Source organism: Rhizobium sp. SG741 (assembly GCF_012275435.1).
GTDB classification, from domain to species: domain Bacteria; phylum Pseudomonadota; class Alphaproteobacteria; order Rhizobiales; family Rhizobiaceae; genus Rhizobium; species Rhizobium lusitanum.
Genome location: NZ_JAAZQP010000023.1, coordinates 30225 through 56222 on the forward strand (window position 1 = coordinate 30225; position 25998 = coordinate 56222).

The window sequence follows — 25998 nt, forward strand, 5'->3', positions numbered from 1 at the left end:
CTACCCCTCCGGATCTATCGCTGCGAGGAAGCGAGTTATCAGGTCCTCGCTCTCATCAGGCTCCGAGCCGACCATCATCGCCACTGAAAGACCGATCAGGGACGATGTCGGATTGTGGCTTGTAGCATCGGCCCGCAGGTTCATGACGAGTGTCGGGCAGAGGAAAAGTCCGAGTCGGACGACCTTTCGCCAATCGGAAGGAAGCATGCCCCGCTGCTTGAGGGCGGCAAGCAACGGTTTCCACATTGCTTCGGCCTTCGTTTCTAGAAGCGCGGCTCGAACCGGGCTTAGCGTCCAATCGAAATCCGCAAAGAGACGGCCGTTCTCGTAGCTGGCGGTTGCATTGAATTTCTGTTCGGCAAGAGCCGGATCATAGAGCCAGTAGGGATGCGCGAGGATATTGTGGAAGGTCGTCTTTACCTCTGCGAGAAGCGTCGGGATGTGCTCGCCGGCAAAGGCGGGGTCAAAGAACGAAAGGCTCGCGCCCCCTTGCTGCTTTTCGAACCAGACATTGGCGTTGTGGGCGTCGCCATGTGCCGTCACCCCGCTATTATCCGCCAGATGGGCAGGGTTCAGTCTTTCATGCGCCGCGTCGAACAGCTCCCCAAGCGTGTTGCGGTATTGAATGCCATTGATGACAAAGTGGGCTTTCGAGAGCGCGTCCCAGGAAAGCGTCACGCCGGGAAGTTCGAACGCCTTGCCGACGTAAAAGCTCGCCAGCCGACCACCAGGGTAGGTTCCGTCCGGGGCCGTGACCAACCGGTCGTAGAACAGCCGGTGGACCGGCTCCTTTGCAACCTGCTTAGGCGTGACGGCATGCAGCGTCTTCAGGTAGACGGACAGGACGGTCTCATTGAGCCGGCGCTCCGCATCCACGGCCTGGCGTGCCATTTCCTCATCATGAAGCTCGTCGAGCGCGCGCAGAACATCGGAAAAGCGCGGATCCGTCCTGCGCCTGTAGACGAGGATCTGTTCGCCGGGAAGGGTCGACATCATAAGTGGTTGGTCGACCGGCAAGCCGGCCTTGGCAAGGATATCGGCACGATAGTACTCACCGCTCATCTCCTCCTCATTTTCCTCCTGATGGAATTTGAAGAAGTAGGGCTTTCCGTCGGCCTCGAAGAAGCCATTCAGCGAATTGAGGCTGTATTGGTCGTGGTTGATCGCCAGATCGCGTGCTTCGATCCCAAACAAATCTCGCAACAGGTCCGCAAGCATAGCCTCGGCGCCACCGTCGCGTTTTTGGGCCTTCTCCCGGATGGCTGCGGTCCGACTGTTGGGCTGCCCCATGATTTCTCTCACTCCTGGAATGACACGAAGGCCGTTCATTTCTTCGGCGGCAAGTATCTGCTGCCAAGCGAATAGCGGCTGCCGACATAGGTGAAGGTATTGACCGTTGCGATCGTCTGCCCTGTCCATGTTTTTCGGTTTAGAACCAGACAGCTGTCGCGCTCACGAATATGGAGGAGGCGTGCATGTCTCTCAGTCGCCGGGATGGCACTGATGAGATGCTCGACTTCGGTTAGCGGTGTACTGTGCTGAAGGTAATCGTAGGTGCCGATGGACGTAAAATCCTGATCGAGATAGTTCTTCACGAGTTCCGTATTGACGTAACGCTCCTCGAGTTGAACAGGGACGCCATTCTCGTAGTGAACGACCATCGAATGATCGACGGGGCAAAGCTTTCTGAACTCAAACGCGTCCAACAGCATTTGGTCCGGCCGCTCGATCCGTTCGAGCAAGATTACCTCTGCGCGGTGTTGGCTTCCACGGGCCTTGATCTCCGTGATGATATTGCTGATCTCGATGAGGGTCGACTGTGCCTTGGGAGGCGAGACGAATGTCCCGACGCCCTGGACCCTGCGCAGATAGCCTTCGGCTGTCAGTTCGCGAAGCGCGCGATGGACCGTCATGCGAGAAACGCCGAGCGAAGACGTTAATTCATGCTCGGACGGGAGCTTTTCATTCTGTGGCCAATTGCCGTTTCCGATGTTGTCGAGGACGAAGTCCTTGACCTTTTCGTAGAGCGGTAGCGCGGTGTTTGAAAGACCGGGCAATTTCTATCTCCGTCTCACGCCGAGGCGTTTGCTTGATCAATCGGCTATTCGAACGATCGTTTTTAATTTGGTTGAGCGACCATCGATCAGTCGGTGGTATGCATCGGGAACTTCGTCTAGCGAGCTCAGGACCTCGCTGAATTGCAGAAGTGAGGACTGCAGTTTTGGCAACAGCGCGATGGCGTCGGCGAGTTCGTCTTCAAAGGCGTGGCAGCCAACGAGGGAAATCTCGCGCTCGACCAGGAGGTTGGGATCCAGATACAGCTTTCCGTGGCTGATGCCCACGAGAGCGAATGCGCCGCCCCCGTCCAGAAGTTCGATGGCTTGCGCGATGGCCTTTGTGCTTCCCGTTGCATCCACTGCGTACCGGAGTCGCGCGTCGCCGAGAGCGGTCCTTGCTTGCGATTTGTCCAGCGCGACCACGGAGCCTCCGCAGAGGCGGGCCACCATCTCGGCACGACTACCATTCAAATCCGCAAACAACAGCTTTCCATCGTGGAGATGTGAAAGCAGCAACCCGCAGAGACCGCCTATCGTCCCACAGCCGATGAGAATAATCGCTTCGCCTTGGGGCGGATTGAGCCGTCGTACCGCATGAAGCGCGACGGCCAAAGGTTCGGCCATGGCCGCCACTGCAGGATCAAGGGAGGGGTCGTGCTTGTGAACGAGACGGGCGGGTAGTTGGGTCTGCCCCGCGAACCCTCCGTCGCATACCTCGCCGACGAAACCGAGATGTTCGCAGATATTGGTCCGGCCTGACCCACATGCTTCACATCGGCCACAGTAAAAGCGGGAGTCAGCAGCGACGAGATCACCGATCGCGAGATCTTCGACACCCTCTCCAATTGCGGAAACGCGCCCACAGAATTCGTGGCCCGCCGTCGATGGACGTCTGCTGATCCACTGGCCGGTTCGGTAGTTGTGAATGTCCGAGCCGCAGATTCCCGCGGCGCGAACATCGATCGTCACGTAGCCCCTGGGCGGCGACAGAGGTCTGTCGACTTCCTCGACCCTGAGATCAAACGCGTCGTAAAGCCGGACGGCCTTCATCCTGTCAGCCCCGCTTTGGCAGATAGTTGTCGCGGACCGCCGAGACTGCATGCGCGTGGGATGAGAAGCCTTCATATTCCGCGAGCTTGTGGGCATGCTTTGCAAACTCGGGATAGGCCGACGCTGTGACATAGCCGATCGAACTGCGCTTCACAAAATCGGTCACCGACAGCGGGCCGAACGTGCGCGCCCACCGGCTCGTCGGCAGCACGGCGTTTGGACCGAGGCAGAAGTTGGCGATGCTGACGGGCGTATGCGGACCCATGAGGATTTCCGCGGCCTCGGTGATCTGTCCGAGATGAGCGAAGGGATCCTGCGACAGGAGTTCGAGATGCTCCGGCGCGTAGGCATTGATGAAGTCGTAGCTTTGCTCGACCGAGGAGGTGAGAATGATCCCACCGCATTTGCCTGAAAGGACGGCGCTCGAGAACTGGACGCGCTGTTCCGTCATGCGCGCCCAGTGTTCGGGCAGCGCGGCGAGGGCTTCCTCGGCCACGCGGCGGCTATAGGTCACGAGATAGGCGGAAGAGTCCGGCCCGTGCTCGGCCTCGATCAACAGGTCAAGTGCTGCAAGGCCGCCATGGACAGTGTCATCCGCAAAGATGATGGCTTCGGAAGGGCCAGCGGGCAGGCCCGTATCGATGATGCCTGACAGGCTCCGTTTGGCTGCAACCACCCAAGGGCTTCCCGGCCCGACGATCTTCAGCGCCGGCTTGATCGTTTCTGTCCCGTAGGCGACGGCTGCAACCGCCTGAGCACCGCCGACCTTGTAGACAGTTTCCACGCCGGCCAGACGCGCTGCGACCAGCGTTGCAGCGTCCACGCTACCGTCCGGCGCAGGGGGAGTGACGATCGCCAGGTTCGGAACGCCCGCAACGACGGCGGGGATAGAGGTCATCATCGTGACGGACGGAAACGAACCCTTGCCGCGCGGGACATAGAGCGCAACGGACTTGATCGGAGTGAAGCGGTCGCCGGCGAAGGCGCCCGGCTTTATCTCCTTCAGCCACATGGCTTCTGGTTTCTGTTCCTCATGGAAATGGCGGATATTCCGAATGCCGAAGGTGATGGCTTCGATTACGTCCTCGCTGACAAGCTTGAACGCCGCATCGAACTCGGCATCGGTGACCTTGATTGTTGCTTCTGTGATATCCGCCTTGTCGAGCTCCCGGCCGAAGCGGGCGACGGCCCGGTCGCCTTCCGTGCGCACGGCCTCGAGGATCGGCGCCACTTTCTCGACGAACCCGGAAATGTCCGTTTCGGATCGGCGTAAGAGCATGGCCTTCTCATCCGGTCCAAGATTGGAATATTCGTGAAAGCTGACTTTGGTCATGGCTCATACCCTTGTTGGCGCACGGAGGCGCACACAGCCGCAGTCGTTCGCGCGCTGACGGCACGACGATCCAGGTTGCCTGCAGGTCATGCTGGAACGCACCGCAAATCGGTGGCCGGTGATGCGATACCCTGCAAGCTATTCGTGCGAGAAAGCCGGATTTGGCTATCCGACAAATTCCCAGGAAGTCTGAGACTTCGTTCCCGTTTTTATTGTCTATAGATGTCTATACATTTATAGACAACATCATCATTCCTATGCTGTCAAGCTTGAATTTCCATGCTTAGATCGATGCTAAAAAACCGCCGTCGACAGGGATACATTGGCCAGTAATGTAGGCCGATGCGCCGCTCGCAAGGAAGATAACGGCGCCTCCGATGTCGGAACCATCACCGAACCGCTTTTGTGGAATCTTGTCGAGCATTTTCGCCGACCAACCCTCGTCCTGATAAAAGCCTTCAGTCATCGCCGTGCGGAAATAGCCCGGCGCGACTGCATTCACGCGGATGCCCAGCGGCGCCCATTCGGCCGAAAGCGCGCGTGTCATGCCAAGCAGTCCAGACTTCGAGGAGCCATAGGGCACGGCGGTCGGGATGCCGACATAGGAGGTAAGCGAGCAGAGATTGATGATGCTTCCGCCGCGAGGCTGGCGTGACATCCGGCGCGCCGCCCCCTGCGACCAGAAGAACGCACCCTTGAGGTTGGTGCCGATAATCTTATCCCAGAGCTGTTCGTCGACGTCGAGCGAGGGGGATACCTGTTCATAGCCGGCGTTGTTGACAAGGATATCGACTGCGCCAGTGATGCTTTCGAACTTGCTTAGCGTTTCGTCGATGGACGAGATGTCTGTCACATCCTGGGCGCTCGTGATGCAGGTCCTGCCGAGGGCCTCGATCTTTTCTTTGGTTTCGCTTAGCGAATTTTGATCGCGCGCCGTAACGCAGACATCGGCACCCGCTTCGGCAAGAGCCAGCGTAATCCATTGGCCTATGCCACGGCTCGCGCCGGTCACAACTGCTACTCTACCTGCCAGATCAAACATCGTATTGGCCATGATGATCCCCTTGCTTTTGCAGGATAGAACCACCGTTCAACAATGATGTCTATACATGTATTAACAAAAAGAGACATTCCTATTTGCGTCTAAAAGACGCGCCGTGCCAAAAGTTGCTACAGGACATTGCGCTCAGAAATCCCGATCGACAGCCGCAGAGACAATCATTGGGTTTGAGATTGATTGCCCAGGATCTGCCGATCGGATCGAATGGCTGATTGTCGATGGCTTTCAGCCTCACATCGGTGCGATCAAGATGAAGACGCAGGATTTCAGATAGTGATCGCAGGTTCTGATCGCTTCAAGGCGACGGATATTTCTTTTCTCGGTGGCAACTTTCGATGGCGCTTTGTTGCCGGCGTCAAGTGACGGTCGCATGCCGGCGACGACCGTTTCGTTGCTGCAACTTATCGGTATGAGGCCGAACCGCGTCCACCATAAGCTTTGGTCCAGCTGACGAACTGCGCGCGGATCGAGAGAATTGTTCATGTACAAGCCATTTTGCGGCGGCAGCCCATCGACTCCATCGGGTCAGAATTCGACTATAATGTGCGCGTTCGCCCGAATGATCGCAGCAGAAGATTGACCGAGACGGCGACCTTGTCGATATCGCGAATGTCCTGCGAATATTGTCCGGTATAGAGCTTCACGATCATCCTGTCGCGATCGGCTGCGCTGAGTTCGAAATGCAGGTGAAGATAGTAAGCTTGCGTATCGCCGCCGCGGCTGATGCTCCGTCGCCGTTGGGTCACCCGTTTGAGTTCTGTTTTGAACGGGGCGAAGCCGTTTAGCTTCAGCAGGACGGAGCTGGATTGAAAACGGGCCTCGGGGGACACCGCGACGACTGCCTTGTCCAGTGCCAAACTGACGACCTGGCCAGGGACATCGTCCACTGTGGCGTTCTCCTCGAGTTTGAACGCATGAAACAATCGCCGGGGCTTTTCAAAGCAGATGAGAGAGGCGATCGCCAGGACGACGATGTTGATACCCGCCCATAAGGCTGCGATCGGGGAAAACTGGCCCTGAACATTGGTCGTTTCCGGCACGATATTGATTAGCAGGCCGATGGCGGTGATGGTAATCAGGCCCGCGATCCAGGCAAAGCTATATCTGTCGAAATGGTTGGTTTCGTTGCCGCTGCCCTTCGGCGTCACCCTGAACGGCTTGCCGAATGGCTGTACCAAGCTTGACACGACGGTCGGCAGCATCCGGAATGTTGCAAAGGTTCCGACCGCGCTTGAAATTATGGGCAGGTAACGCGTCGGCGTTATCCACAGCATGAGAAGGAAATAGGCCGCCAGCAGTGGCACCTGGTAAGAGACATAGTCGGCAATGTCGGTGAAATAGAGGGGCAGCAGACCGAACCAGAGATAGGCGATCGGCACGATCAATATCATGAAGCGCACGAGATATTGCACCAGCCATGAGGCCGGCAGGAACATGATCCGCTGGAATAGGGATAGTCCCGGACCGCGTAGCGGGCCGTTGTGCAGATAGAGCGTCTGAATGCCTCCTTGGCACCACCGTTCGCGCTGCACGAAATATCCAGTGAGATTCTCCGCTGCCAGCCCCATCGACAGGCGTTCGTTCAAGTAGCGCGTCTTGTAGCCTTTGTTGAGCATGGACAGCGTGGTCAGCAAATCCTCCGTGATCGATTCCGTCGGAAAGCCGCCGATCGCATCGACAGCCTTGCGGCGGGCGATCGAGCAAGAGCCGCAGCAAAAACTGACGTCCCAGGTATCTCTGCTGGGGGCGATTTCGTCGAAAAACAAGCGCTGCTCATCCGGCCAAATGTTCTCCAGGCCCAGATTCGATTGCACCGGATCGACGTTGAAAAAATGTTGTGGCGTCTGGACGATGCCGATGCTTTCATCGGAAAAGAAGGGCAGGGTTCGGCGCAGAAAATGCCGGTAGGGCACAAAATCCGCGTCGAAGACGGCGACGAATTCGCCGGAACTCACCTTCAACCCGTTGTTCATATTGCCCGCTTTCGCGTGCGAATTATCGCCGCGCGTGACGTGGATTGCTTTCTTTTTTTCGCAAAAGTGCTTGAGCCAGTCGCGGCGCTGGTCGTCGAGAACGTATACCTTCAGCTTGTCGGCGGGATAATCGAGCGATAACGCCCCGACAATTGTTCTTTCGAGCACGTCGAGCGGCTCGTTGTAGGTGGGAATGAAGACATCCACCGTGGGTAGTTCTGCCTCGTCGCGTGCGAAGAAGCTCTTCGCCAGTCTGTCGGCCTCGGCGCTGCGATCGACATAGCGGCTCATCAGAACCAGAAAAAGCAAGACCTCCGTAAAGGCCAGCAACTCGACGATGAAGACAAACCAGACCCAATAGAAATTAAAGCCATCATAGGGGTAGGGAAGAACGGTTTGCGTCAGCCGCCAAAGCATATAGCGCAACGCGATCGTTCCGACGAAAGCGCAGGTGATCGCCCGTGTCCAGGTCTGGTGACGCGACCAATTGAATGGTCCCAGGAGAAAAAGGGCCAAAACAACAAAGGTCGGAGCGAGTGCTAGAAGATACTGAACCACAGGTTTTTAACCCAATTCGACAAGCCGATGCTATGTTTGGGAAACCGGACCTGGACTGTTCGTCCCACCTGGCAGAAATTCGCAAAGTCGCCGTTCATGAAGGACGGCTCCAGGCGGACCCGAATTCGGGCATTTCGCTGCGATGTTTCCGGTAAGCCGGCTGCGAAGGAATCGCTCTCGACACCTGCAGAGCTGCCCTTTACCGAGGTGACTACCCCCTTGAAGACGTCGCTCCGCCCGAACAGGCGCACCTGCGCTGCAAGTCCCGGATAAATCTCGTCATAGTCGACCTCGGGAACAAGAATATCGACAAACAGCTCCCGGCAGTCGAGGAGGCGCACGAGCTCGTTATTGAGCACAATATTGGAGCCGTTGACGATGCTCCTGCCCCAGACAACACCATCGAATGGCGCCGTCGCTGTTGCAGATTCGAGACTGCTGACGCGACTGCCTTCTTCGATCAACTGCTTTTCTACCTCGGCGGCTCGTGTCTCATTTTCCGCTATGCGTGAGTTCAAGTCGCTGATACGGACGACGACCTCGTCTTCACGTTGTCGCGAATAAGGCACATCGTTCTGCCCGTCCCCGGACACAAAGATACCCTGGCGAAGCGCATTGAGCCTCTGTTGCAATTGGTCGACAGTCAAATTGCTGATTTCCACCTCGCCGCCGGTCGCAGCCCCTGCGGCGCGTGCCGCATCAACCATCCTTTGCGTGAGGATACCTTTTGACTCCAGGTCCATCCGGCGGTTCAGGTCGACCTGTGCGGCAAGATCCTGCGCTTGCGAGACCTCGACTTTCTTTCGCAGGATTTCCACCTCGCGTTCCAGATTGGCAATCGTGGTTTGCTTGAAGACCTCCAACCGGTTGGATAGCTGCCCGCGAAGTTGGGAAAGCTCGTCGCGTTCCTTTTTCAGAGCGATTACACGGTCGCTTGCTGTGTTGCGATCCGCTTCCAGCGAAGCAAGGATAGCACGATTGACGCGCTGATTGGTGATTTCTGCGAGCGTCTGGCCCTCTTTAACAGGGGCGCCAACTTTAGCCGGCTCACCCGTAATCATGCCGTCGATAGGGGCATTGATGATAGCGAAGCGAGCATTGACCGTACCATCACGGCTGGTGAAGCCAGTGATTGCCGGCAACGAGACGATAATCGCAATCGCCAGCAAGAGCAGGCCGACAGCGATTCGTGTAATGCGATGGTTCCAGATCATATTGGTAGACAGACATATCGCGTTAACAACTATCGGCGCCTTCGAATCGAGTGCCAAGGATAATAGGTACAACTAAGCCTTTAGTAAATTAGCCTAGTGAAAATTAGCAAGCAAGCAGCTATCGCAAAAGATGGATAACGAAAAATGGGTCCACGGATGTTTTGGTCGCTCTTCTTCGTCCAAAGCAAAGCTTGCCTGCGCTCTAGGAGCGCAGGCATGTTGATCTGCCGAACTGTAAATTAGCCGCAGAGCCGGGGCTTGAACGCGATTATTCATTGAACGAAATTCATGCATCGCGAAATTTTTGGAAACTCGAACGCAAGCAATATGTGCAATCCTTTATTGGGGATGGTGGTCCGGGACACCGTAATGAGGCGGGCAACTATCGTCTTTCAGTTGGCGAGGGAGCCTCATGCCCTGCAATATATGAAATACGGCAGCCCCACGCGATCGGTTCCCAGGTGTTGATTTCTACCGGAGAAGGATCCAACTACGCATTTTGGATAATTATCTATTGTAAATCAATATGTTATATATCTCTCACAGGTCGATACTGAGTTCAAATCTCTTATCAAGAGCAGCCGTTTGTGGCCCTCATCGTTCCAGCGGAATGACGTGAAAGGACGAGTCCGCTCAAGTTGATTGGACTGTTTAGCCGGCATACAAGTGGAAACAGGCGAAATCCGGGCCTGTTGTCCTGTTCGTGCCATCAAAGCAAGCTGAAGTATTCGGTTTTCGGCTTTCCGGTCTTCCGATCGTGACCCAATTCATGGCCGACCTTTTCACCTTCACGGAGCTAACCTCCCTGCGACAAAGCAGAAACGTGGACAAATGCGTCCATTCCACTGTTTGCGGGACAATTAAAACCAACCGTTTTATCTTCATTGAAAAATTTCACAGTGCCCGCTGGGATCGCAATTTCCTCTTTTTGCCTGGATTCCCGTCCTCGTCCCGGTGATCTTTTGATCTATCAATGGTTGCCAACTAAGATAGTTTGGTGGAAATTTCAGGCGACTGGATTGCAGGCGCTTTTCACGCTTCGTGTCGAGCAGTATTCAAGCTCAATCTCAAGTAGCCTCGTTGCCTGGGCAAGTGCATCTTCTGTCTCCGTGAACAGTCGTGATTTATCGCCCATCCTGGTTTCGCTATAATGTCTGGCACGCAGCAAGACGAGTTCGGCCAAGTCGATGCATTCCGGTGTCGGCTGGACGAGCTTGAGGCAATATCGCAAATTGATAGCGACCTCGAGCATGAATTCGGCGACCGAGAAATCCAATATTGCGCCCGGCGGTGCTGACCTGGCTAGAAATACCCTCCAGTTTTGGGTCATTGTGCTACCCCTTTCCATCGGACCCATTGCACGAACATTCGCTTATTGTGCCCTGCAATCTTGCAGAGTCATCGTCGTGATCCGGACCATCGCGTGCGCATCGGCAAAGCCCCCGAATGTTCGCAATTATATCGGCCGGGGGAAATCGCTTTCAATAACGCAAGCCTGTGATTGGGCTTCGGTCCGTCTCCTGCTCCGACGTTGGTCCGATGATCTGCCTGCGAAAGGCCTCACATGCGATTGCTGAAGTCCAAACCGGGGCTTCTCCCGTCGATAAAACTTGACCCCTCGCGGCGTTGCGGCGATCTGATATGAAGGTCAGGAATTTGCCAATCGACGATAGCGGCGGCGCTTTCGTGCCGGGGAATGATGTCCGCTCGTCGCCGGATCTATTCGAAGCCTCAGGAGGCGGTGGTGTTATTGCGTCGAAAGTTAATTGCTGCCTTGCCATGCTTGCTGTTGACCTTGGTCAACACGGCGCTCCCATACACCGTCAAAGTTCGCGGCGTTTCTGCGACGCTTACGCAGCAGGTGGCAGAAGCGAAAGGGGGTAACGGCAATGGTGGTGGAAATGGCAACGGCGGAGGCAACGGAAACGGCGGCGGCAATAGCGGCAATGGAGGTGGAAGCGGCAGCGGAAATGGGAACGGCAATGGTAAGGGAAACGGCAATGGCCAGTCGTCCAGTACCAAGAGCGCAACGCAAAGCCAAGTCGATGCCGATCAGTCTACCGATGACGGTAGTGGCTCGATCACCGTGCACCACAAGGATGGGATGAGCGAAAAAATACAGAGCGGACGCTATATGATGGAGGATTCAAAGGGCCGCACGATCGTCAACCGCAATGCAACGATGGCAGACGAGCAGCGGCTCAAATCCTTCCTTCATTGACGGCGTCTTTCAAGTTCATCGCGGAACGCCATTGCGGCCTCTGTTCTGTTGCTCACTTCCAGCTTGGTGAATATCTGGGTCATATGATGCTTGATGGTCTTTTCATGAAGATCGAGCTTCAGGCCGATATGTTTGTTGCTCAAACCCGCAGAAGCTAGCTCCAGCACCTCCCGTTCACGATCCGTCAACGCATTGAAGGGATTGATCTGAGTGCCCGATCCGCTTTCCGAAATCAGACGAGCCGATAGGGTCGGTGCGACATAGCTGTCACCGGCGGCAATGCTACGAATGATATCGGCCAATGCCCGCGACCCGACGCCTTTGAGAACGTAGCCCTTGGCACCGCTCTTGAGTGCCGCCATCAGGTCATCGCTTGCTTCGGAGACCGTCAGCATGACGATCTTCTGGTCGGGAATCTGCTCGAGTATGAGGGGGATGGCGTCCAATCCTCCGCCTGGCATCGAAATGTCGAGCAGCAAGATGTCTGGACGATGTTCCACGGCAATGCGCAATGCGTCTTGCTTGCTGCTGCCTTCGCCAACAATGTTGAACTCGTCCATTTCGGTTAGGCTTCGAATGACGCCCTCCCTGAAAAGCGGGTGGTCGTCTATCACTGCCAATCTGATTGCACCTGTCATGCCTGTTCCATTTCCTCGATGCTCAGGGACATTCGAACTGTGGTTCCCTGATTCGATGATGAAAGCTGAAAAGTACCGCCGAGGCTTTCGACCCGATCTCTGAGGCCCGCAAGGCCGAGCTTTTGCGGGCCGACATCCTTCGGATCGAACCCCGGCCCTTCATCGACAACTTCGATTACGATCTGCTCATGATCCAACGATTGCATAACCTTCTGACCAATCCCCCCCGCATGACGATAGCCATTGTTCAAAGCTTCCTGGACGAAGCGATAGACGCATATCTTTGCGGAGGTGGGAAGATCTCTCGGCGTCGTGCCCGCCAAGAGCGTAACTGTAACACCGGTGCGCCGTTCGTGCTCGCGGATTGCCCGTCCAATGAGATCGGTCAGGTTGTCCGTCTCGATATGTGGTAACATCAACCCGCTACAGATATTTCTGATTTCTGCCATGGCGTCGCCAAGACTGGTCTTGATGGTGCGCAGCGACGCGTCACGTTCGGCCGACGAGGCTTTGGGGCTCGTCAGGGTCCGGCTGTCCAGACGTAAAGAGGCATAAGCGATCAATTGAGCAGGACCGTCATGCAGGTCAGCGCCAATGCGGCGGAGATAGCTCTCGTTAAGTGCGGCTGCGCGCTGGGTTGCGCGTTGAACGCGTGCCCGCAACGCCTCATTCTGTAGAAGAAGTGTCGACAATTCCCCAATGCGGCCGTTGAGTGCCCTGCGCTGATTGTCGATGGTTCGGCTACCACGCAGAACGATGATCGACAGAAGGGAGAAGAAGGTCAGCGTAAACAAAGCGACCACAAGCCAGCTCAACAGGCGGGCCTGATTGACGCTCCATTCGAGGTCGTTGGCAACCTCGTAAAACTCCGAGACGGCGACGACTTTGCCCGACCAGGGCTGGAGCACCGGATTGTAGATTTCCAGGAGTGGTTTGCCGCTATTGCGCTCAGCAACGCTTTCCACATCATCGATCCGGTTGAACTTAGCGACCATTTGGCCAGAAAAAGCTGTTCGCAGGCTGTCTGAGAGCGGAAACCGTTTGCCGGAGAGGTCCTTGTTGTTGGAATAGAGGATTGTCCCGTCATTGCGCCACAGACGGAATGAAAATAGCCGCGTGCCAAGCGCGCCCTGGCCAAGTGTTTCGTCCAGCGCCCGTGTTACCGTGTCATCGAGGGCCTGAGTGGTTTGCATGTCCGGGAGAAGGGGGGCAATGACGCTATCGACATAAAGGGCCGTCGTTGCCGCGGAATTGCGTGTCACTGCGTTTTCGATGAGGCTGGCAACGAAGGAGCCGACAACGAGCATCGCGCAGGTAGCGACGAAGCCGCCGGCGAGCAGGAACTGCCTGGCCAAGGACTGCGAGTTCCAGCGTTCGACGAGACTTGCCAGAGATAGCTTGTATTTATGAATTACTCGCGGAACTGGCATGGTCAGCACGGATCTCCCAATCCAATATAGCTATCCCAGCAGGACCAGGTGTCAACTGGTGCGACGTCGGTACCGCTCGCGTTGTCGCGCGAAGCATCGCCCCTTGGCTTGTGCGAAGTGGGAGACCATCGGGCGCGATCAATCAGACTATGGTCTAAATGCCCAAGGCATAGGTCCAATGGGTGTAGCAACATGGGATTTCGGCAATATTGTAATGCGCAATGATTTGCCGACACGGCCGCTGTTGCCGCCATAGGCGGTGAAAATTTGTGAAGGAGAAGTGCGCATGAGAATCCGATTCATCATTGGTACCGCGAGCCTCGGCCTGGTACTCGCTGTCGCTCCCTTGGGAGGGACTGCCATCGGCTTTGCGCAGACGGCATTCGCCAAGGGTGGAAACGGTGGCGGCAATGGCAATGGCAATGGCGGAGGCCATGGCGAAGGAAACTCCGGCCATGAAAAGTCCGGCGGCGACGATGCAGGCAGCACATCCGCGAGTACGGCAACAACGCAAGGTGCCTCGTCGTCGTTGCGGGCTCATCATCCTGACAAACACTCCGAAGCGCACAGTGCAAGCACAAAGACACACGTCTCAAAGCCCGATGAAGGCAGGCTTAGCTCGCTCCGGAGAGACTACCATGCCTATTTGAACTCCAAGGACCCCAAGATGGCGGCCCTCTCAGCCTATGTGAAGTCATATGCAGAGTTCGAAATGCAATATGGAACGACAGCTGTGCCTACCGATCCGGCCCTCAGCGACGCCGCCCTGCGTTCGGCGCTGGCGCAACTATCAAACAAACCCGTGACGGATCAGACGCTCGCTGAAGCAAAGAGCATTCTGGGCGTTGGAACAGATAGCGGAAAAATCGCAGAAGTCCGCGATGCGCTCGAAAAGAAGTCTGAAGCCAGCGCTCCGTCTCAGAGCGATACGGTAACTGCCGATTGAAGGCGCTGCCCTAGCGGCGTCCTGGAGTGAGCACATCGATCCAGGGGCGCCTGTGGCGACAACGTTGCGCGATCATCGTTCGCAAGATTGCGCTCACCAGTTTGGCGTCAATGTACGCCAATCCCCAGCCGGTCTGCCCACCGGCTCTATCGCCGGGTCGGGCCTTCCGCCCCAGATGCTGCTCGATCCGGCGATAGGCGAGTTGGTGATATAGGCGAGCATCATAGCACGAAAGCTGTCCGCGGAGTTCATGCGGGGAAACCCAAGGCTTTAAAGAGGGCTGTTCGGCCGAAGGTGGCGTCGCCTTAACCGAACGCGGCTTGAGAAGTGCCCCGGTTCGGCTTTCATTCAGAGATCGACTACACTCCGGTCTGCCCCGATCGGTTAGGGCGACGCCACCCTGCACTCTCCTTGCCCAAAGCCAATCAATCCCAGGTAGATCATGATCAGGCAACATCGATGTTGCTCGGAGGCTACGCCTTCGGGGCGCTGGGGATCAAGCGCAAGGAGAATACGCGTTGGATTGAGATACCAGCGGCATCAATAGGCTCTTGTCGAGACTCAGCATGACCTACATACTGGTTTTCTAATAGGATGTTCTCATGGGCAAAGTCGAAACCCATCTATCAAAGCTAGCCGAACATGCGGAGGCGCTGCTTCGCGGGGAAGTGTTCGATCAATTCGGTGCCCTTTGCTTTCGCACCGACAACCAAGGTGTTCTTGAAATCTTGCTCGTGACAACCCGCGAGACGCGCCGTTGGACTATCCCAAAGGGTTGGCCGATCAAGGGACTGAAGCCGCATGAAGTGGCCGAGCGTGAAGCGTGGGAAGAAGCAGGTGTGAAGGGCAGGGCGAGGAAGAAGGCTGCCGGCTACTATACATATCTGAAGACCTTGCCTGATGGCAGCAAGACGCCCGCCATGGTGGAAGTTCACCTGCTGTCTGTCGACAAGGTCTGCGAAAAATTCCCCGAACACAAAGAGCGTACTCTTGAATGGATGTCCCCGTTGGAGGCCGCGCGACGGGTCAATGAGCCAGAATTAAAGGGCCTGTTGATCACGCTAGAAGCTGGTGGCTTGGCATAGGTGATGCCGATATGGAGGCGTGCTTGTCGCATGAGTTGGAAGACAGGCTAGGTCATTCGCTTCAACAACGCGACCAGGACGTCGGTGCGGTCGTTGGCTTCGAGCGAGAGGACCTGATGATCCACCAGGTCACCGATCGCCAGCAACACCTCGCGTTCCGACCAGCCGACGGAAATCGCCGCGCTTACCAGATCCTGAAAAGCTGCTTGCAGCGCATCCTGGCATCGTATGTGCCTGTCAGGATCGTCGTCAGTCACGAAGGGTCGTACGATATCGCGCATGCTGAAAAGGTGAACTGATTTGCCGGCTTTGGCAATCGAATATCACAAACAGCTAAAAGGCGCCTGGCCTACCACATCCTTGCAATCCGGCTCGATTCGCATCGGAGATCTTCGCCAAGCGCTGTGAAATAGCATCCAAGGATGACCCCGTCGGTATGACGCTTACGTCGTTGAAATATATCATATCTTTGGAGAAAGCGGCGATCATAGCGGCGTCGCCCATGACCCCGTTGATGTTCGGATTTCCAATTTCAAACTGTTGCAGGGAATCTCAACGGGGTCATTGTTCAGAGCCGGTTCACATCTAGAGGTCCTGGCTCGAGAAATGGACGGAGCGGCTTCCACCGCTTTCGCGAACTCTATGAAGCAAGCCAGAGGTCGCGTGTCGGGATCTTTGCCGAGAACAGCCCCTTCGACATGAAGGACCACCTGAAGGCGCGGGGCTATCGCTGGTCCGACGGCAGCGACGGCCGTCCCAAATCCTGGCGGATCGAGATCGGCTGCACGTTTCTCCGGAACCCAAAGGTAATGCGCCACGAATTTGAGCAGCAATGCCTCGGCCGCAGGCCAGGGGGAGTGAATTTCCGGCGGCCGTCATCCCCCAAGGCTTCGAGATAAGCAAGATCCGAGGTCAGGGTAAGGAATGATCTGCGACCTCGTCTCTGCGGTGGCGGCTGAAGTGCCGGGGTGAGAGGCCCATCACCCGTTTAAAAGCCGCGCCGAAGGCGCTCTCGGATTCGTATCCGAGTGCAGAAGCAATGGCGGGGATACTCTCTGATGAGCGTGCCAGCCGCTCGCTGGCGAGCAGCATGCGCCAGCGCGTCAGGTAGTCCATGGGCGTAAGCCCGACTGTTTCCTTGAACCTGAGAGCGAACGTCGTTCTCGACATGCCCACATTCCGGGCCAGTTCCTGCAATGTCCATCGGCGCGCCGGATCGGCATGGATGTGGTTGATCGCTTTGCCCATCTGCTTGTCGGCCAGTGCGAAGAGCCATCCGACACGGCCTTCGACGGCTTCACCCAGGTACAGCCGCAATGCCTGGACCAGCATCAGGTGCGCAAGATGTTCCGCCACCAGACTGCTGCCGGGCTGCGTATCCCGCAACTCCTGGCGCATGCGCTCGAGAAGCCAGCGCAGTGATGCCTGATCCCCCTCGTTCCGAATATGGACAATCGGCGGAAGCAGGCCAAGCAGAATATCCGCGTGATGGCCGATCAACGTGAAGCGGCTGCCGGCAAGAAAGAACTCACCTCCGCCATTGTACCGGGCAATGCCGCCACGCTTTGCCGGCTGAAAGACAAGAGTGGCGTCGACCGGCGGCACGCTCAGATCGCTTGCAAGCCGAAATGGCCGGCCCTTTGTCAGAAGAAAACAGTCACCCGTCTCAAGACGCACGGGGTCGGATACGCCTTCCATCGCCAACCAGCATTGGCCGGAAATCACGGCGTTGCACTTGATGCCCTCGTAGCTCGGAAACTGGACCGACCAGTCACCACCTGCCTCAAAGCCGGCAGAGACGTAACTGAGTGGTTTCAGCAGGGCGAGAATATCGGAAAGCGGGTCCATTCGGGCTTTTGAACGATCGCGACGAAAACACGGACTTTAGAGCATGGATCGTTCATCGTCTATGGGGCATCTCCAGACACCTTGTGGGGAGAGACCCCAAGCAGGAACGCGTTTTGGAAGCACCAGGAGATATAGATGATTGTCATTACCACGCCCACGGGCAATATCGGCAGCCAGGTCCTCGCAAACATTCTCGATAGCGCAGAGCGTATTCGCGTGATTGCGCGAGATCCTTCCAAACTGTCTTCACAGGTGCTGAACCGGGTCGAGGTGGTTGAAGGTTCGCACAGCGACGCCGCCGTCGTTAAAAGGGCTTTCGCGGGCGCCGACCGTGTGTTCTGGCTCGTCCCGGCCGACCCGCGTGCGCCAAGTGCCGAGGCGGCCTATCTGGACTTCTCTCGGCCCGCGTGCGAGGCGCTCAAAACAAGTGGTGTGAAGCAGGTGGTCGGCATCTCCGCGCTTGGGCGCGGATGGCCTAAAGACGCTGGCCACGTGACGGCAACTCTAAAGATGGACGATCTGATAGCAAGCACCGGCGTGAGCTATCGAGCCCTGGCCTGCGCCAGCCTTATGGAGAACTTTCTGCGGCAGGCTGCGCTAATCAGGGATCACGGCGCCTTCTACTGGCCGACAACCGCCGATCGCAAGGAGCCGGCATGCGCCACCCGCGATGTTGCCGCCTTGGCGGCACGCCTGCTGCTTAGCCGGTCTTGGACCGGCGTCGAGAGCATTCCGATGCTCGGCCCGGAGGACATTTCTTTTGACGAAATGATGGCGATCATTTCGGATGTGATCGGAAAGCCTGTGCAGTATCACCTTATGGCGATGGACGATCTGAAAGCGATGATGATCAAGAGGGGCGCTTCGGAAGGCATGGCGAGGGCCATGGTAAACATGATGAGGGCGAAGAACGAGGGCATGGATCATCTGGTGAAGCGCACGCTGTCTTCCTCCTCCGACACGCCGACCAGTTTTCGCCGATGGAGCGAAGAGGTCCTCAAGCCAGCGCTTGTGGCTTAGCAAAGGCGAGCGATGGCGACTGATGAAACAGTGGCAAACGCTCGCACAAGCTTGGCGATCCACCCGCTTGCCCTGCGCTGTTCTCGCCTGCATTGGCGTATCATCAGATCAACGGCAGAGTGATCGACCGTCGTCAGCTCATGCGAGATGTGGCCTCGCAGTTTCGTCGTCGCCTGAATGCGAAATGGCACTATACTCGCGAGCATCTGAAAATTGATCTGGACGAGGCCGCCGAAACCCTTGTGCAGGTGGTCATGGTTGAAATGAGCGCCTTCGGCTTGATCCATCGAACCTGGCAACTCAATCGATGCGCGGTGTACTTCTGGACCAAACTCGGTGGACTGCTGCAGGCCGCGGAGGTAGTGAAGACGAAGTGAACCAACCCTTCAAGAAAGCCATTTGGGCAGGACGTGCAAAAGTTTCCCTTGTCCTATACCCGCCGGACGCGATCGAATTGCTCAATATCGAGTTCTGCGATCCTTGCGGTCAGAATGAGTGGTTGGCTTGTCTTCAATCCGAATTTCCGGTCGGGGTCCGACGCATTCCGGGCCAGGCCGTGAGTGCGATGTCGATCAGGCGCTTCAGCAGAGCATTGCAGGCGCCGTCGCAGGCTTGGGCGGACATGCCTTGGATGATAGCGCCGTAGAAGCGCGCGAGCGTGTCGGTATCGGTTTCCGCCGGCAATTCGCCTTCGGTGATTGCGCGATCGAAGCGGCTCTTGAGAACTTGCATCGACGCCTCGCGCAGCGCCGCCGTCGTCCGGGCGACCGATGCATTTTCTTCCGCATGCTGGAGGACCGCCGTCGAGACCATGCATCCCCGCGGCTTGTCCGGCTGGGTATCGCCATCGGCAATATCGTAGAGGTAGAGGCTCAGGGCTTCGTAAACCGGAAGATTGGATTGCAGTATTTCCGACCGGCGACTGTTTTCACGGGCTATACTGAAGTCGAGCGCCTGACGGTACAATTCTTCCTTGGAGCCGAAAGTCGAATAGAGCGTCGGCGGATTGATCCCCATGGCCTTCGTTAGGTCGGCGGTCGAGGTTCCTTCATAGCCGCGTTCCCAGAACAGGCGTGCCGCGATGTCGAGCCCGACGTCGCGATCGAGCACGCGTGGTCTGCCTCGTTTGCGGACTGGCTCATCCATTAAAATAGTGACCCCTATTAAATTGTTGACAGACTTTCTTTCCTCCTTATTATAGCGGTCACTATTTAATTTAGCAACGGAGTGATCCATGTCCAGAAGACTCGCAGACAAGATAGCCCTAATCACCGGAAGCTCGCGCGGTATCGGCCGAGCCGCAGCCCTTGCTTTCGCGAAAGAAGGTGCCGCGCTGATCGGCGTGCATTACACCGCCAATTCGGATGCGGCCAATGCCACTGTCCGCGACATCGAAAGGCTCGGCGTCAAGGCTGTGGCCGTGAAGGCCGATCTCAGACACGGCAAGGACGCTGCCGACAGCCTCTGGGCGCAATTCAGCGAAGCCGTGCGCACCGAGACGGGTTCGCCCGCTCTCGACATTCTGGTGAACAATGCCGGCATTGCACCCGCGATACCCTTGAAGCAGACGAGCGAAGCCGCGTTCGACGAGGTGATGACGATCAACTACAAGGCGCCGTTCTTCCTGATCCAGGCAGTCGCCGACCACATTCGCGACAATGGCCGCATCATCAATGTCTCGACAGGGTTCACGCGGATCGCGGCCCCGACGCATCCGGCCTATGCAGCCTCGAAGGGGGCGCTGGAGACACTGACACTGGCGCTGGCACCAGAATTTGCGGCTCGGGGGATTACGGTCAATGCCGTGCTGCCGGGTGTGACGGAGACGGATATGAACGCAGAGTGGCTGGCATCGCCGGACGCGCGCGCCGGCGCCGAAGCACTCTCGGTCTTCTCTCGTGTCGGCCGGGCGGAGGACGTCGCAGACGTCATCGCTTTCCTTGCGTCGAACGATGCGCGCTGGACGACCGGCCAGATGATCGATGCAACAGGTGGTGCCCGGATCTGATCTATCCGAGGCTCCGCTATGTTTCCGGCCGATCAAACCAAGCGGCTAGGGCGTATTCTTGACGAAATTGACCGCGCTCGCTGAGCGCGGTCTTGGCTTCGTCCACTCCATCAGAGCCTGCTCGCATGCCTAACGTCAATTACTCATCGCTATTCTAAGACGACCAGGCGCTGCTTCGCATCGAACGACGGTCTTTGTAGTTGTCGGTCGCAAAGGCTAATCAGATTCCAACCGACTGTCTGCGTCTATTTTTGCCTATTCCTAACGACGGAGGGAGAGAGCCGAGTTGGTGCGTGGAAGCTTCAGAGCGCGAAACCTGCGCTCAGACCGGATCTACCAAGATAGCCGGCAAAATATTTCGTCGGATTGTCAAACGTTGCATCCTTTGCCGCAACGCGGTCGCCGCCGCGGCTGTTGAGAACAACATCAGGTCCCGCACCTGACTGTTGTTCTCAACGGTTGAGGCAAGTTGCGCACGTCTGTCGCGCGTTCTTAGCTCGTACATTCTACTTGACGTTTTATAGAGTTACTTCAAACTCGACTAAAGGGAAGACATATTATGAGCTACGCAAGTCGCAATTGGAAAGCTACCCAGACCACCGATCTCGTCGGGTGATCTACCCCACTTCCGCCGCGTTGCGTCATGCCGTCAACGGCATGCCGGAGGCGGAGCCTCATACCCTACGCGCGCAAGGAGCCCCATGACCGGCACGATCAGCCCCTTCGATCCCAAGCGTATCACTGCGCTACGCGTCTACCCGCCGCTCGGCCTCGCACGCGTCGGCAATTGCACCGCGCAGGATGTATTCGCCGACGACTATCTCATCTCAACGGAAGTGATCGGCGGAATGCCGACACGGCTGGACGGCGCACGCGCCGAAACGGTCGACGACTTTCGCGGGCCTGATTCCTCGATCCGGAGACACGCTGCACGGTTCCGGGTTTATGCGACGCTCGACGACGGCACGGTTACCGAAGTCACGCTGGCTGCTGGCGTCCAGATCGAATGGCGGGTCACGCTCGCCAATTTGAAGGCCGGCTGGTATCAGTTCCTGCAGGCGATGGACCTGCCTGCCGGCATTGCCAAGGACGCGCCGCGCCGCAATCCTAACGTGACCGGTGCGAGCGGCGACCGCTCGAGCCTTGACATTCGCCCGCGGTCGAAAGCCATTTCGGGCGCATCGCTCAAGGGACCGCAATTCCAGTTCGCCGATGGCACCTTCAGGAACCAGCCTGTCTATTTAGGTGAGCTGCGCACCGATGCCGAAGGGCGCCTCCTCGTCCTTGGTGGCCGCGGGGTCTCGGCTTGCTATCCACCCAATACCGCGCTCACCACCTTCGCGAACAACGACGACTGGCACGACGACATTGCGGACGGTCCAGTGCGTGCCGCAGTCCGCTTTGCCGACGGTACGACGATCGATGCGGAGCCGGGCTATGTTGCCGTAACGCCGCCCAACTTCGCGCCCGGCGTGTTCGGTGTTGTTACGATGGACGACGCGGTGCGCGAGACGTACATCGCGCAAGGCTGGCTGACGCGGCCCGCCGCAACCTCGTTCAGCAATGACATCTGGCCGATTTTCAAACGCCTCAGTGACCTTCAATGGGTCAATCAGGGCCTCTACATGATCCACGGCCATAGCGGGCCGCTCGATGTTGACGCGACCGAAGTACTTAAGAAGCTGCGCGATGCCTCGCCGCAGGGCTCGGATTGGCGCTCCGCCATCTTCGCGCTGTTTCGACGCGAGCAGGACCTGCTGGCGCCAGACCCGGGATTCTTACCGCAGATTTATGGGGACGCAGAAGGCGAGGTTGTCGATCCGGCGTGCCTCGCGGTCACGCGCACGCAGTTCGAGCATCTCGAGCGCTGGGCTGCCGGCGATTTTGCGGACGACTGGACAGGTCCAACCCCACCGGCCGACTTCGCGTCGCTGAGCGCCGCCGAGCAGCTTGAGCAGCTTGAGCGTGCCGCTCTTCACGATTGCCTTGGAGGGCCGTTCCATCCCGGCATCGAACTCACATGGACGATGCGGATCCCGTATGTCTGGAAGATGCCTTATCGGCTCAATGTCAACCCGTCGGACGCGCCGGCGCGACAGGACTGGGGCGACATGCTCTCGCCGGCCGCCTGTTTGGCAATTGGCGGACCATATGATGGCGTCTCGGCCGGCGCGCTGACGCGCTTCATGGGCGTGCCATGGCAATCTGACGGCGCGTCCTGTAACTCGTCGGCCGACTATAATCCGGGCTATTTTCTGTCAATGCCGACCTTCTGGGGTGCTCGAGTGCCTGACCAGGTGTTGTCGCACGAGAGCGCCGTGCGCGTCACAGCCAATGTCGCTCGCGGCCATCAAACCCAGGCGGCGAAATATTTTGCCAGCCGCTCGGATTGGCTCCGCGACGTTCGCGGTTCGGGCTATTACCAGCGCATCGCGCTTATGGTACGTGAGTGGCACGATCTCGGCATGGTGCTCCCGTTCGGCGAAACGATCGATGGCCTTCCCGATCCCGTTCGGGTTGAGCAGGGTCGTTCGGAGCATTTCGTGCGTGGTGACGTGAAGCCAGCGCTTATGGCGAAGCTCGAAGGCGATCCGCCGCAGATCAAAGAGCTGCTCAGCGCGACTCTGAGTGGCGCTCGCGCGGTGGCGCCGCCTCCTGGACGGCCGCGCCGCCGCTACCGTCAGGGCGAAATCTGAGATGATGAAAGCCGAACGAGGGCTCATCGCAGTGATCGGTGCCGGACCTGCGGGGGCGATGGCCGCCTATCTCCTCGCGGCCAAAGGCAAAGCTGTCCTTATGCTCGACGACGACCGGCCTGCGCCAGACCGCGTGGAGATGCTGCCGCCTCGTGCTTCCATGGCGTTCCGCGCCTGCGGCCTCGGATCTGTGCTTGACGATCCGATCATCGCGGCGCCGTGCCTGGGTATCATTCGCCATGGTGTGGTTGAAGACCGGCACGACTTCATTTCGCAGCCGGGCGGGCACGGCTTTGCGGTCCACCGACCCAGCTTCGACGCTGCAATCAGAACGGCTGCCATCGCATCGGGCGCATGTCATCTGCGCGGCCGCCTTGTGGCAATCGAGGATGATTGCGACGACCTCTTCACGCTGCGGATTGTGGCGACAGATAGGTCCACGCGTGTCGGTGCGCAGACGATAATCGATGCCAGCGGCCGAGCTGCATCCGCCGCCCGCCGGCTTGGCGCCAAGGTCACAACTTTGGAGCGCCTACTCGCCGAGCGATTCATCCATGATGAAGCCCCTGATCCTTGGCTGCACTTCATGGGGGACACCGAGGGCTGGCGCTACACGATGACAGGGCCACAGGGCCGCCGCGATGCTTGGCGCATCGCCGCGCCGCTGCGCGGCCAAGTCAGAGTGGACATGGTCGACGCGTCCGCCCGGCGGCTCACGCCGACGGCAGGCCACCGATGGATTGCAATTGGCGATGCAGCTTGCGCGTTCGACCCTATCTGCTGCCAAGGCTTGGCACACGCGACGAGTAGTGCGCTCGCCGCCGCCGGCATGATCGTCCAGGGTGGCACGGTCTTGGAAAGTGCGGCCTATGCTTACGACGTCGCTTGCCGCGAAACGGCCGCGAGGACGGAGATCGAGCGCCGCGTTGTCTATGCTTATATGCGTCGCGACAGAGAAGCGACCGCATGAGGGCCCCGCTCTTTCCGTTCGAGACATAGGATTAAGTAACGAATGAGTGTCATGGGGCCAGAACGATTGTGCCGTCGGCACCAGCGCTGCTCCCGTTGGTGGACTTCTCGGCACCCGATGCCAGCATCGGTCAGGTATCGTACCAAGGCATGACGAGGTCGGCGGTACTTCCGAACGTTCGGCTGGACGTGCGTATTGCGCCTAAAAGTGCCAGGCAGATGACAGCCAAAGGCGATGGCATCGCCAATTGGGTGTGCAAAAGATTCATGGCACAACTTTATCCCTCGCGGGCGTAGAGGTGCCGCCCGTGTTCTTCGCTATGCCAATGCATCCGACTCAGATCTTTTCCCACTGCTCGACCGTGCCCGGGAGCGAGCATTGATTCTTCGACTTCGCGCAGGCTGACATTGAAGCGGAAATAGAGCCAAATCGCACGCGCGACAATCTCGATCGGCGTAAGGCGCAACCAGAGGCGCCTTAGGAAACGGCCATCGTCGCGATGTGGAAATATGTGACGGCGGGCGTTGAAAGCGAGGTTTCCGTCATGAAGGCTGTTTAACGAGACCCCACACCGACATCTCAATCCTCGAGGCCTGATCGGCCTCGGCGGATCCGGAGGGACAACCGAGATCCTAGCTGGCTTTGACGCCGCATCAAAGACGGGTCTCGCCGTTTGGGCCTAGGCCGCCGCTGCCGCGTCGGTGGGATCGCCAGCCTCATGCGGCCGGCAGCGCTCTGATCGGGATGTCGTCGCTCTCGTCGCCGCGCTCGAAGGCCATTTGGTCGGCGAGTTGGCGGAGTTGGTTGAAGTCGGCCGGGCCGTCGAAGGAGGTGCCGCCGAGGCGGATGGCGACGGATAGCGGCGCGCCGTCGGCGCTGAAGGTGGCGGCGGAGACGCCCGTGCGGATGCGAGCGCCGATGTCGCGGGCGTCCTCGACCTTGGCGCCAGGTAGGAAGATGTTGAGTTCGTTGGTAGCAAGCCGCGCCACGAGATCGCCACGACGAACCGAGGACTGGATGATCGAGGCAAGCGATTGCATCACGGTGTCGGCCCATTGCGGCCCGTAGCGGCGGCCGATATCGTCGAGCGTATCGACGATGACTGCGATGACGATGCCGCCGGCATCGGTGGCGGCATGCTTGCGCCGATCGATAAAGTGCTCGACAGCCGCGGCAAAGGCGGTGCCGTTCAGGGTCCTCGTCACGCTGTCGTAGCGCGCCGCCTGGGTGACGTTTTCCTGCATCTTGCGGACGACGCCGTTGTTGAGCTGCAAGGCAAAAAGCAGCGGAAAGGACACAAATGCGGAAATAAGTGCTGCACCGACAAATCCGACCAAAAATGGTCGATCCGGCATCAATAGGTTTAATATAAGTAAAAGACCAACGGAACCGACTACGGCGAACAGCGCGCCGAACGTGGCCCTCCGCAGGGCTTTGAAAATGGTGGCGGAGGGATGTCTCTGTTGTAGAATCATATCGGAGTTATACCCGTTCTTAGTGCTGTGTCAGCTAAACAGGCGCCCAAAAAAATCGGCTTAAGAAATCCCGTAAAATTTGTTGCTTTGCACAGTTGTTTTCACAAATTAACTATCTTCGAATGAATATCCGGAACCGTTGTTTGAGCTTGGTGCCCGGTTTGCGACAGAACCACAGCGCTTCATCTCGATCCATGGTCCTGGTTCATCTGCAGCGTGTGAATTGGCATGGGGGCCACGATGCCGACAGGCAAAGCAAGCAATTGTTTACTCGGCAGTGTCTGGGGTCATTAGTTGATGCTTACTTACATGCTGGATTGTCTAGAGCAGGTCCTGCGATCGATGAATCGATTGTGAGGTGACGCGGCGCGGCGAAGCTGATTCAACATCCACAGCAAAGAGGTGGATGATGGCAC

22 protein-coding genes and 3 pseudogenes are annotated in these 25998 nt (G+C 57.8%); 9 read left to right on the plus strand and 16 right to left on the minus strand.

Annotation, left to right across the window (positions count from 1 at the left end):
* The 8 genes and pseudogenes from FHT29_RS32935 to FHT29_RS32970 all read right to left on the minus strand — a co-directional run bounded on the left by FHT29_RS32935 (position 1) and on the right by FHT29_RS32970 (position 10158).
* Positions 1-1290, minus strand: coding sequence for a phosphotransferase (locus FHT29_RS32935; RefSeq protein ID WP_047560380.1), 1290 nt, complete (start codon positions 1288-1290; stop codon positions 1-3).
* A 35-nt stretch (positions 1291-1325) separates the two neighbouring features.
* A complete protein-coding gene (gene hutC / locus FHT29_RS32940) occupies positions 1326-2057 on the minus strand; it encodes a histidine utilization repressor (protein ID WP_037199467.1) in 732 nt (243 codons plus the stop codon).
* A 36-nt stretch (positions 2058-2093) separates the two neighbouring features.
* Positions 2094-3107: an alcohol dehydrogenase catalytic domain-containing protein gene (locus FHT29_RS32945; RefSeq protein WP_047560382.1), complete on the minus strand. Its 1014-nt coding sequence runs from the start codon at positions 3105-3107 to the stop codon at positions 2094-2096.
* A gap of 4 nt (positions 3108-3111) precedes the next feature.
* Positions 3112-4440: a histidinol dehydrogenase gene (gene hisD / locus FHT29_RS32950; protein WP_047560385.1), complete on the minus strand. Its 1329-nt coding sequence runs from the start codon at positions 4438-4440 to the stop codon at positions 3112-3114.
* Between the two features lie 283 nt (positions 4441-4723).
* Positions 4724-5494, minus strand: coding sequence for a glucose 1-dehydrogenase (locus FHT29_RS32955; protein WP_047560498.1), 771 nt, complete (start codon positions 5492-5494; stop codon positions 4724-4726).
* 542 nt (positions 5495-6036) lie between these two features.
* On the minus strand, positions 6037-8031 hold the full coding sequence (locus tag FHT29_RS32960; protein ID WP_047560390.1) for a glycosyltransferase: 1995 nt from the start codon (positions 8029-8031) through the stop codon (positions 6037-6039).
* Positions 8013-9245: an HlyD family efflux transporter periplasmic adaptor subunit gene (locus FHT29_RS32965; protein WP_047560393.1), complete on the minus strand. Its 1233-nt coding sequence runs from the start codon at positions 9243-9245 to the stop codon at positions 8013-8015. The genes FHT29_RS32960 and FHT29_RS32965 overlap by 19 nt, the downstream gene beginning before the upstream one ends.
* Positions 9246-9954: 709 nt before the next feature.
* Positions 9955-10158 (minus strand): annotated as a pseudogene (locus tag FHT29_RS32970) (cold shock domain-containing protein).
* Positions 10159-10941: 783 nt separating this feature from the next.
* Here FHT29_RS32970 and FHT29_RS32975 point away from each other — a divergent pair.
* Entirely contained in the window at positions 10942-11466 is a 525-nt protein-coding gene (locus FHT29_RS32975; protein WP_246703205.1) for a hypothetical protein, read from the plus strand.
* Here FHT29_RS32975 and FHT29_RS32980 read toward each other — a convergent pair.
* From FHT29_RS32980 to FHT29_RS34845, 3 genes are all read right to left on the minus strand, one after another.
* Positions 11460-12104, minus strand: coding sequence for a response regulator transcription factor (locus FHT29_RS32980; protein ID WP_047560396.1), 645 nt, complete (start codon positions 12102-12104; stop codon positions 11460-11462). The two genes, FHT29_RS32975 and FHT29_RS32980, sit on opposite strands and share 7 nt — an antisense overlap.
* Entirely contained in the window at positions 12101-13534 is a 1434-nt protein-coding gene (locus FHT29_RS32985) for a sensor histidine kinase (RefSeq protein ID WP_047560508.1), read from the minus strand. Before FHT29_RS32985 ends, FHT29_RS32980 begins: the two co-directional genes overlap by 4 nt.
* A 154-nt stretch (positions 13535-13688) precedes the next feature.
* A complete protein-coding gene (locus FHT29_RS34845; RefSeq protein ID WP_246703209.1) occupies positions 13689-13991 on the minus strand; it encodes a hypothetical protein in 303 nt (100 codons plus the stop codon).
* A 210-nt stretch (positions 13992-14201) separates the two neighbouring features.
* Between FHT29_RS34845 and FHT29_RS35130 the strand changes: the two genes are divergently transcribed.
* Together FHT29_RS35130 and FHT29_RS32995 are read left to right on the plus strand one after the other, a co-directional pair.
* The gene (locus FHT29_RS35130) at positions 14202-14480 is read left to right on the plus strand and encodes a hypothetical protein (protein ID WP_348644916.1); all 279 of its coding nucleotides are present in this window, start codon (positions 14202-14204) and stop codon (positions 14478-14480) included.
* Between the two features lie 602 nt (positions 14481-15082).
* Positions 15083-15565 (plus strand): NUDIX hydrolase, encoded by a 483-nt coding sequence (locus tag FHT29_RS32995; RefSeq protein WP_047560402.1) that lies wholly within the window; start codon positions 15083-15085, stop codon positions 15563-15565.
* A gap of 47 nt (positions 15566-15612) precedes the next feature.
* Here FHT29_RS32995 and FHT29_RS33000 read toward each other — a convergent pair whose 3' ends face one another.
* Positions 15613-15822 (minus strand): hypothetical protein, encoded by a 210-nt coding sequence (locus tag FHT29_RS33000; RefSeq protein ID WP_245297610.1) that lies wholly within the window; start codon positions 15820-15822, stop codon positions 15613-15615.
* A gap of 328 nt (positions 15823-16150) precedes the next feature.
* On the opposite strand from FHT29_RS33000, the pseudogene FHT29_RS34850 reads away from it, so the two are divergent.
* A pseudogene (locus tag FHT29_RS34850) lies at positions 16151-16347 on the plus strand (3'-5' exonuclease); the annotation flags it as partial.
* Here the strand turns inward: FHT29_RS34850 and FHT29_RS34855 are convergent.
* Together FHT29_RS34855 and FHT29_RS33010 are read right to left on the minus strand one after the other, a co-directional pair.
* A pseudogene (locus FHT29_RS34855) lies at positions 16342-16481 on the minus strand (integrase); the annotation flags it as partial. The pseudogenes FHT29_RS34850 and FHT29_RS34855 sit on opposite strands and share 6 nt — an antisense overlap.
* Positions 16478-17413 carry an AraC family transcriptional regulator gene (locus FHT29_RS33010; protein ID WP_047560405.1) on the minus strand — a complete coding sequence of 312 codons (936 nt, stop codon included), beginning with the start codon at positions 17411-17413 and terminating at the stop codon, positions 16478-16480. The gene FHT29_RS33010 and the pseudogene FHT29_RS34855, both read right to left, overlap by 4 nt.
* 135 nt (positions 17414-17548) lie before the next feature.
* Here FHT29_RS33010 and FHT29_RS33015 point away from each other — a divergent pair, with 135 nt between their 5' ends.
* Together FHT29_RS33015 and FHT29_RS33020 are read left to right on the plus strand one after the other, a co-directional pair.
* Positions 17549-18433, plus strand: a complete 885-nt coding sequence (locus FHT29_RS33015) for an NAD(P)H-binding protein (RefSeq protein WP_047560410.1) — start codon at positions 17549-17551, stop codon at positions 18431-18433.
* Between the two features lie 119 nt (positions 18434-18552).
* Positions 18553-18810 carry a hypothetical protein gene (locus FHT29_RS33020; protein ID WP_131512176.1) on the plus strand — a complete coding sequence of 86 codons (258 nt, stop codon included), beginning with the start codon at positions 18553-18555 and terminating at the stop codon, positions 18808-18810.
* 133 nt (positions 18811-18943) lie between these two features.
* On the opposite strand, the gene FHT29_RS33025 is transcribed toward FHT29_RS33020, so the two are convergent.
* Positions 18944-19579 (minus strand): TetR/AcrR family transcriptional regulator, encoded by a 636-nt coding sequence (locus FHT29_RS33025; protein ID WP_047560414.1) that lies wholly within the window; start codon positions 19577-19579, stop codon positions 18944-18946.
* Between the two features lie 88 nt (positions 19580-19667).
* On the opposite strand from FHT29_RS33025, the gene FHT29_RS33030 reads away from it, so the two are divergent.
* The 3 genes from FHT29_RS33030 to FHT29_RS33040 all read left to right on the plus strand — a co-directional run bounded on the left by FHT29_RS33030 (position 19668) and on the right by FHT29_RS33040 (position 24107).
* Entirely contained in the window at positions 19668-20441 is a 774-nt protein-coding gene (locus FHT29_RS33030; protein WP_047560417.1) for an SDR family oxidoreductase, read from the plus strand.
* A 701-nt stretch (positions 20442-21142) separates the two neighbouring features.
* Positions 21143-23137 carry a LodA/GoxA family CTQ-dependent oxidase gene (locus FHT29_RS33035; RefSeq protein WP_052212540.1) on the plus strand — a complete coding sequence of 665 codons (1995 nt, stop codon included), beginning with the start codon at positions 21143-21145 and terminating at the stop codon, positions 23135-23137.
* A gap of 1 nt (position 23138) precedes the next feature.
* Complete coding sequence (locus FHT29_RS33040; protein WP_047560420.1) at positions 23139-24107, plus strand: FAD-dependent monooxygenase; 969 nt, start codon at positions 23139-23141, stop codon at positions 24105-24107.
* 716 nt (positions 24108-24823) lie between these two features.
* Here the strand turns inward: FHT29_RS33040 and FHT29_RS33045 are convergent.
* Positions 24824-25444 (minus strand): diguanylate cyclase, encoded by a 621-nt coding sequence (locus FHT29_RS33045; protein ID WP_246703206.1) that lies wholly within the window; start codon positions 25442-25444, stop codon positions 24824-24826.
* Between the last annotated feature and the right edge of the window lie 554 nt (positions 25445-25998).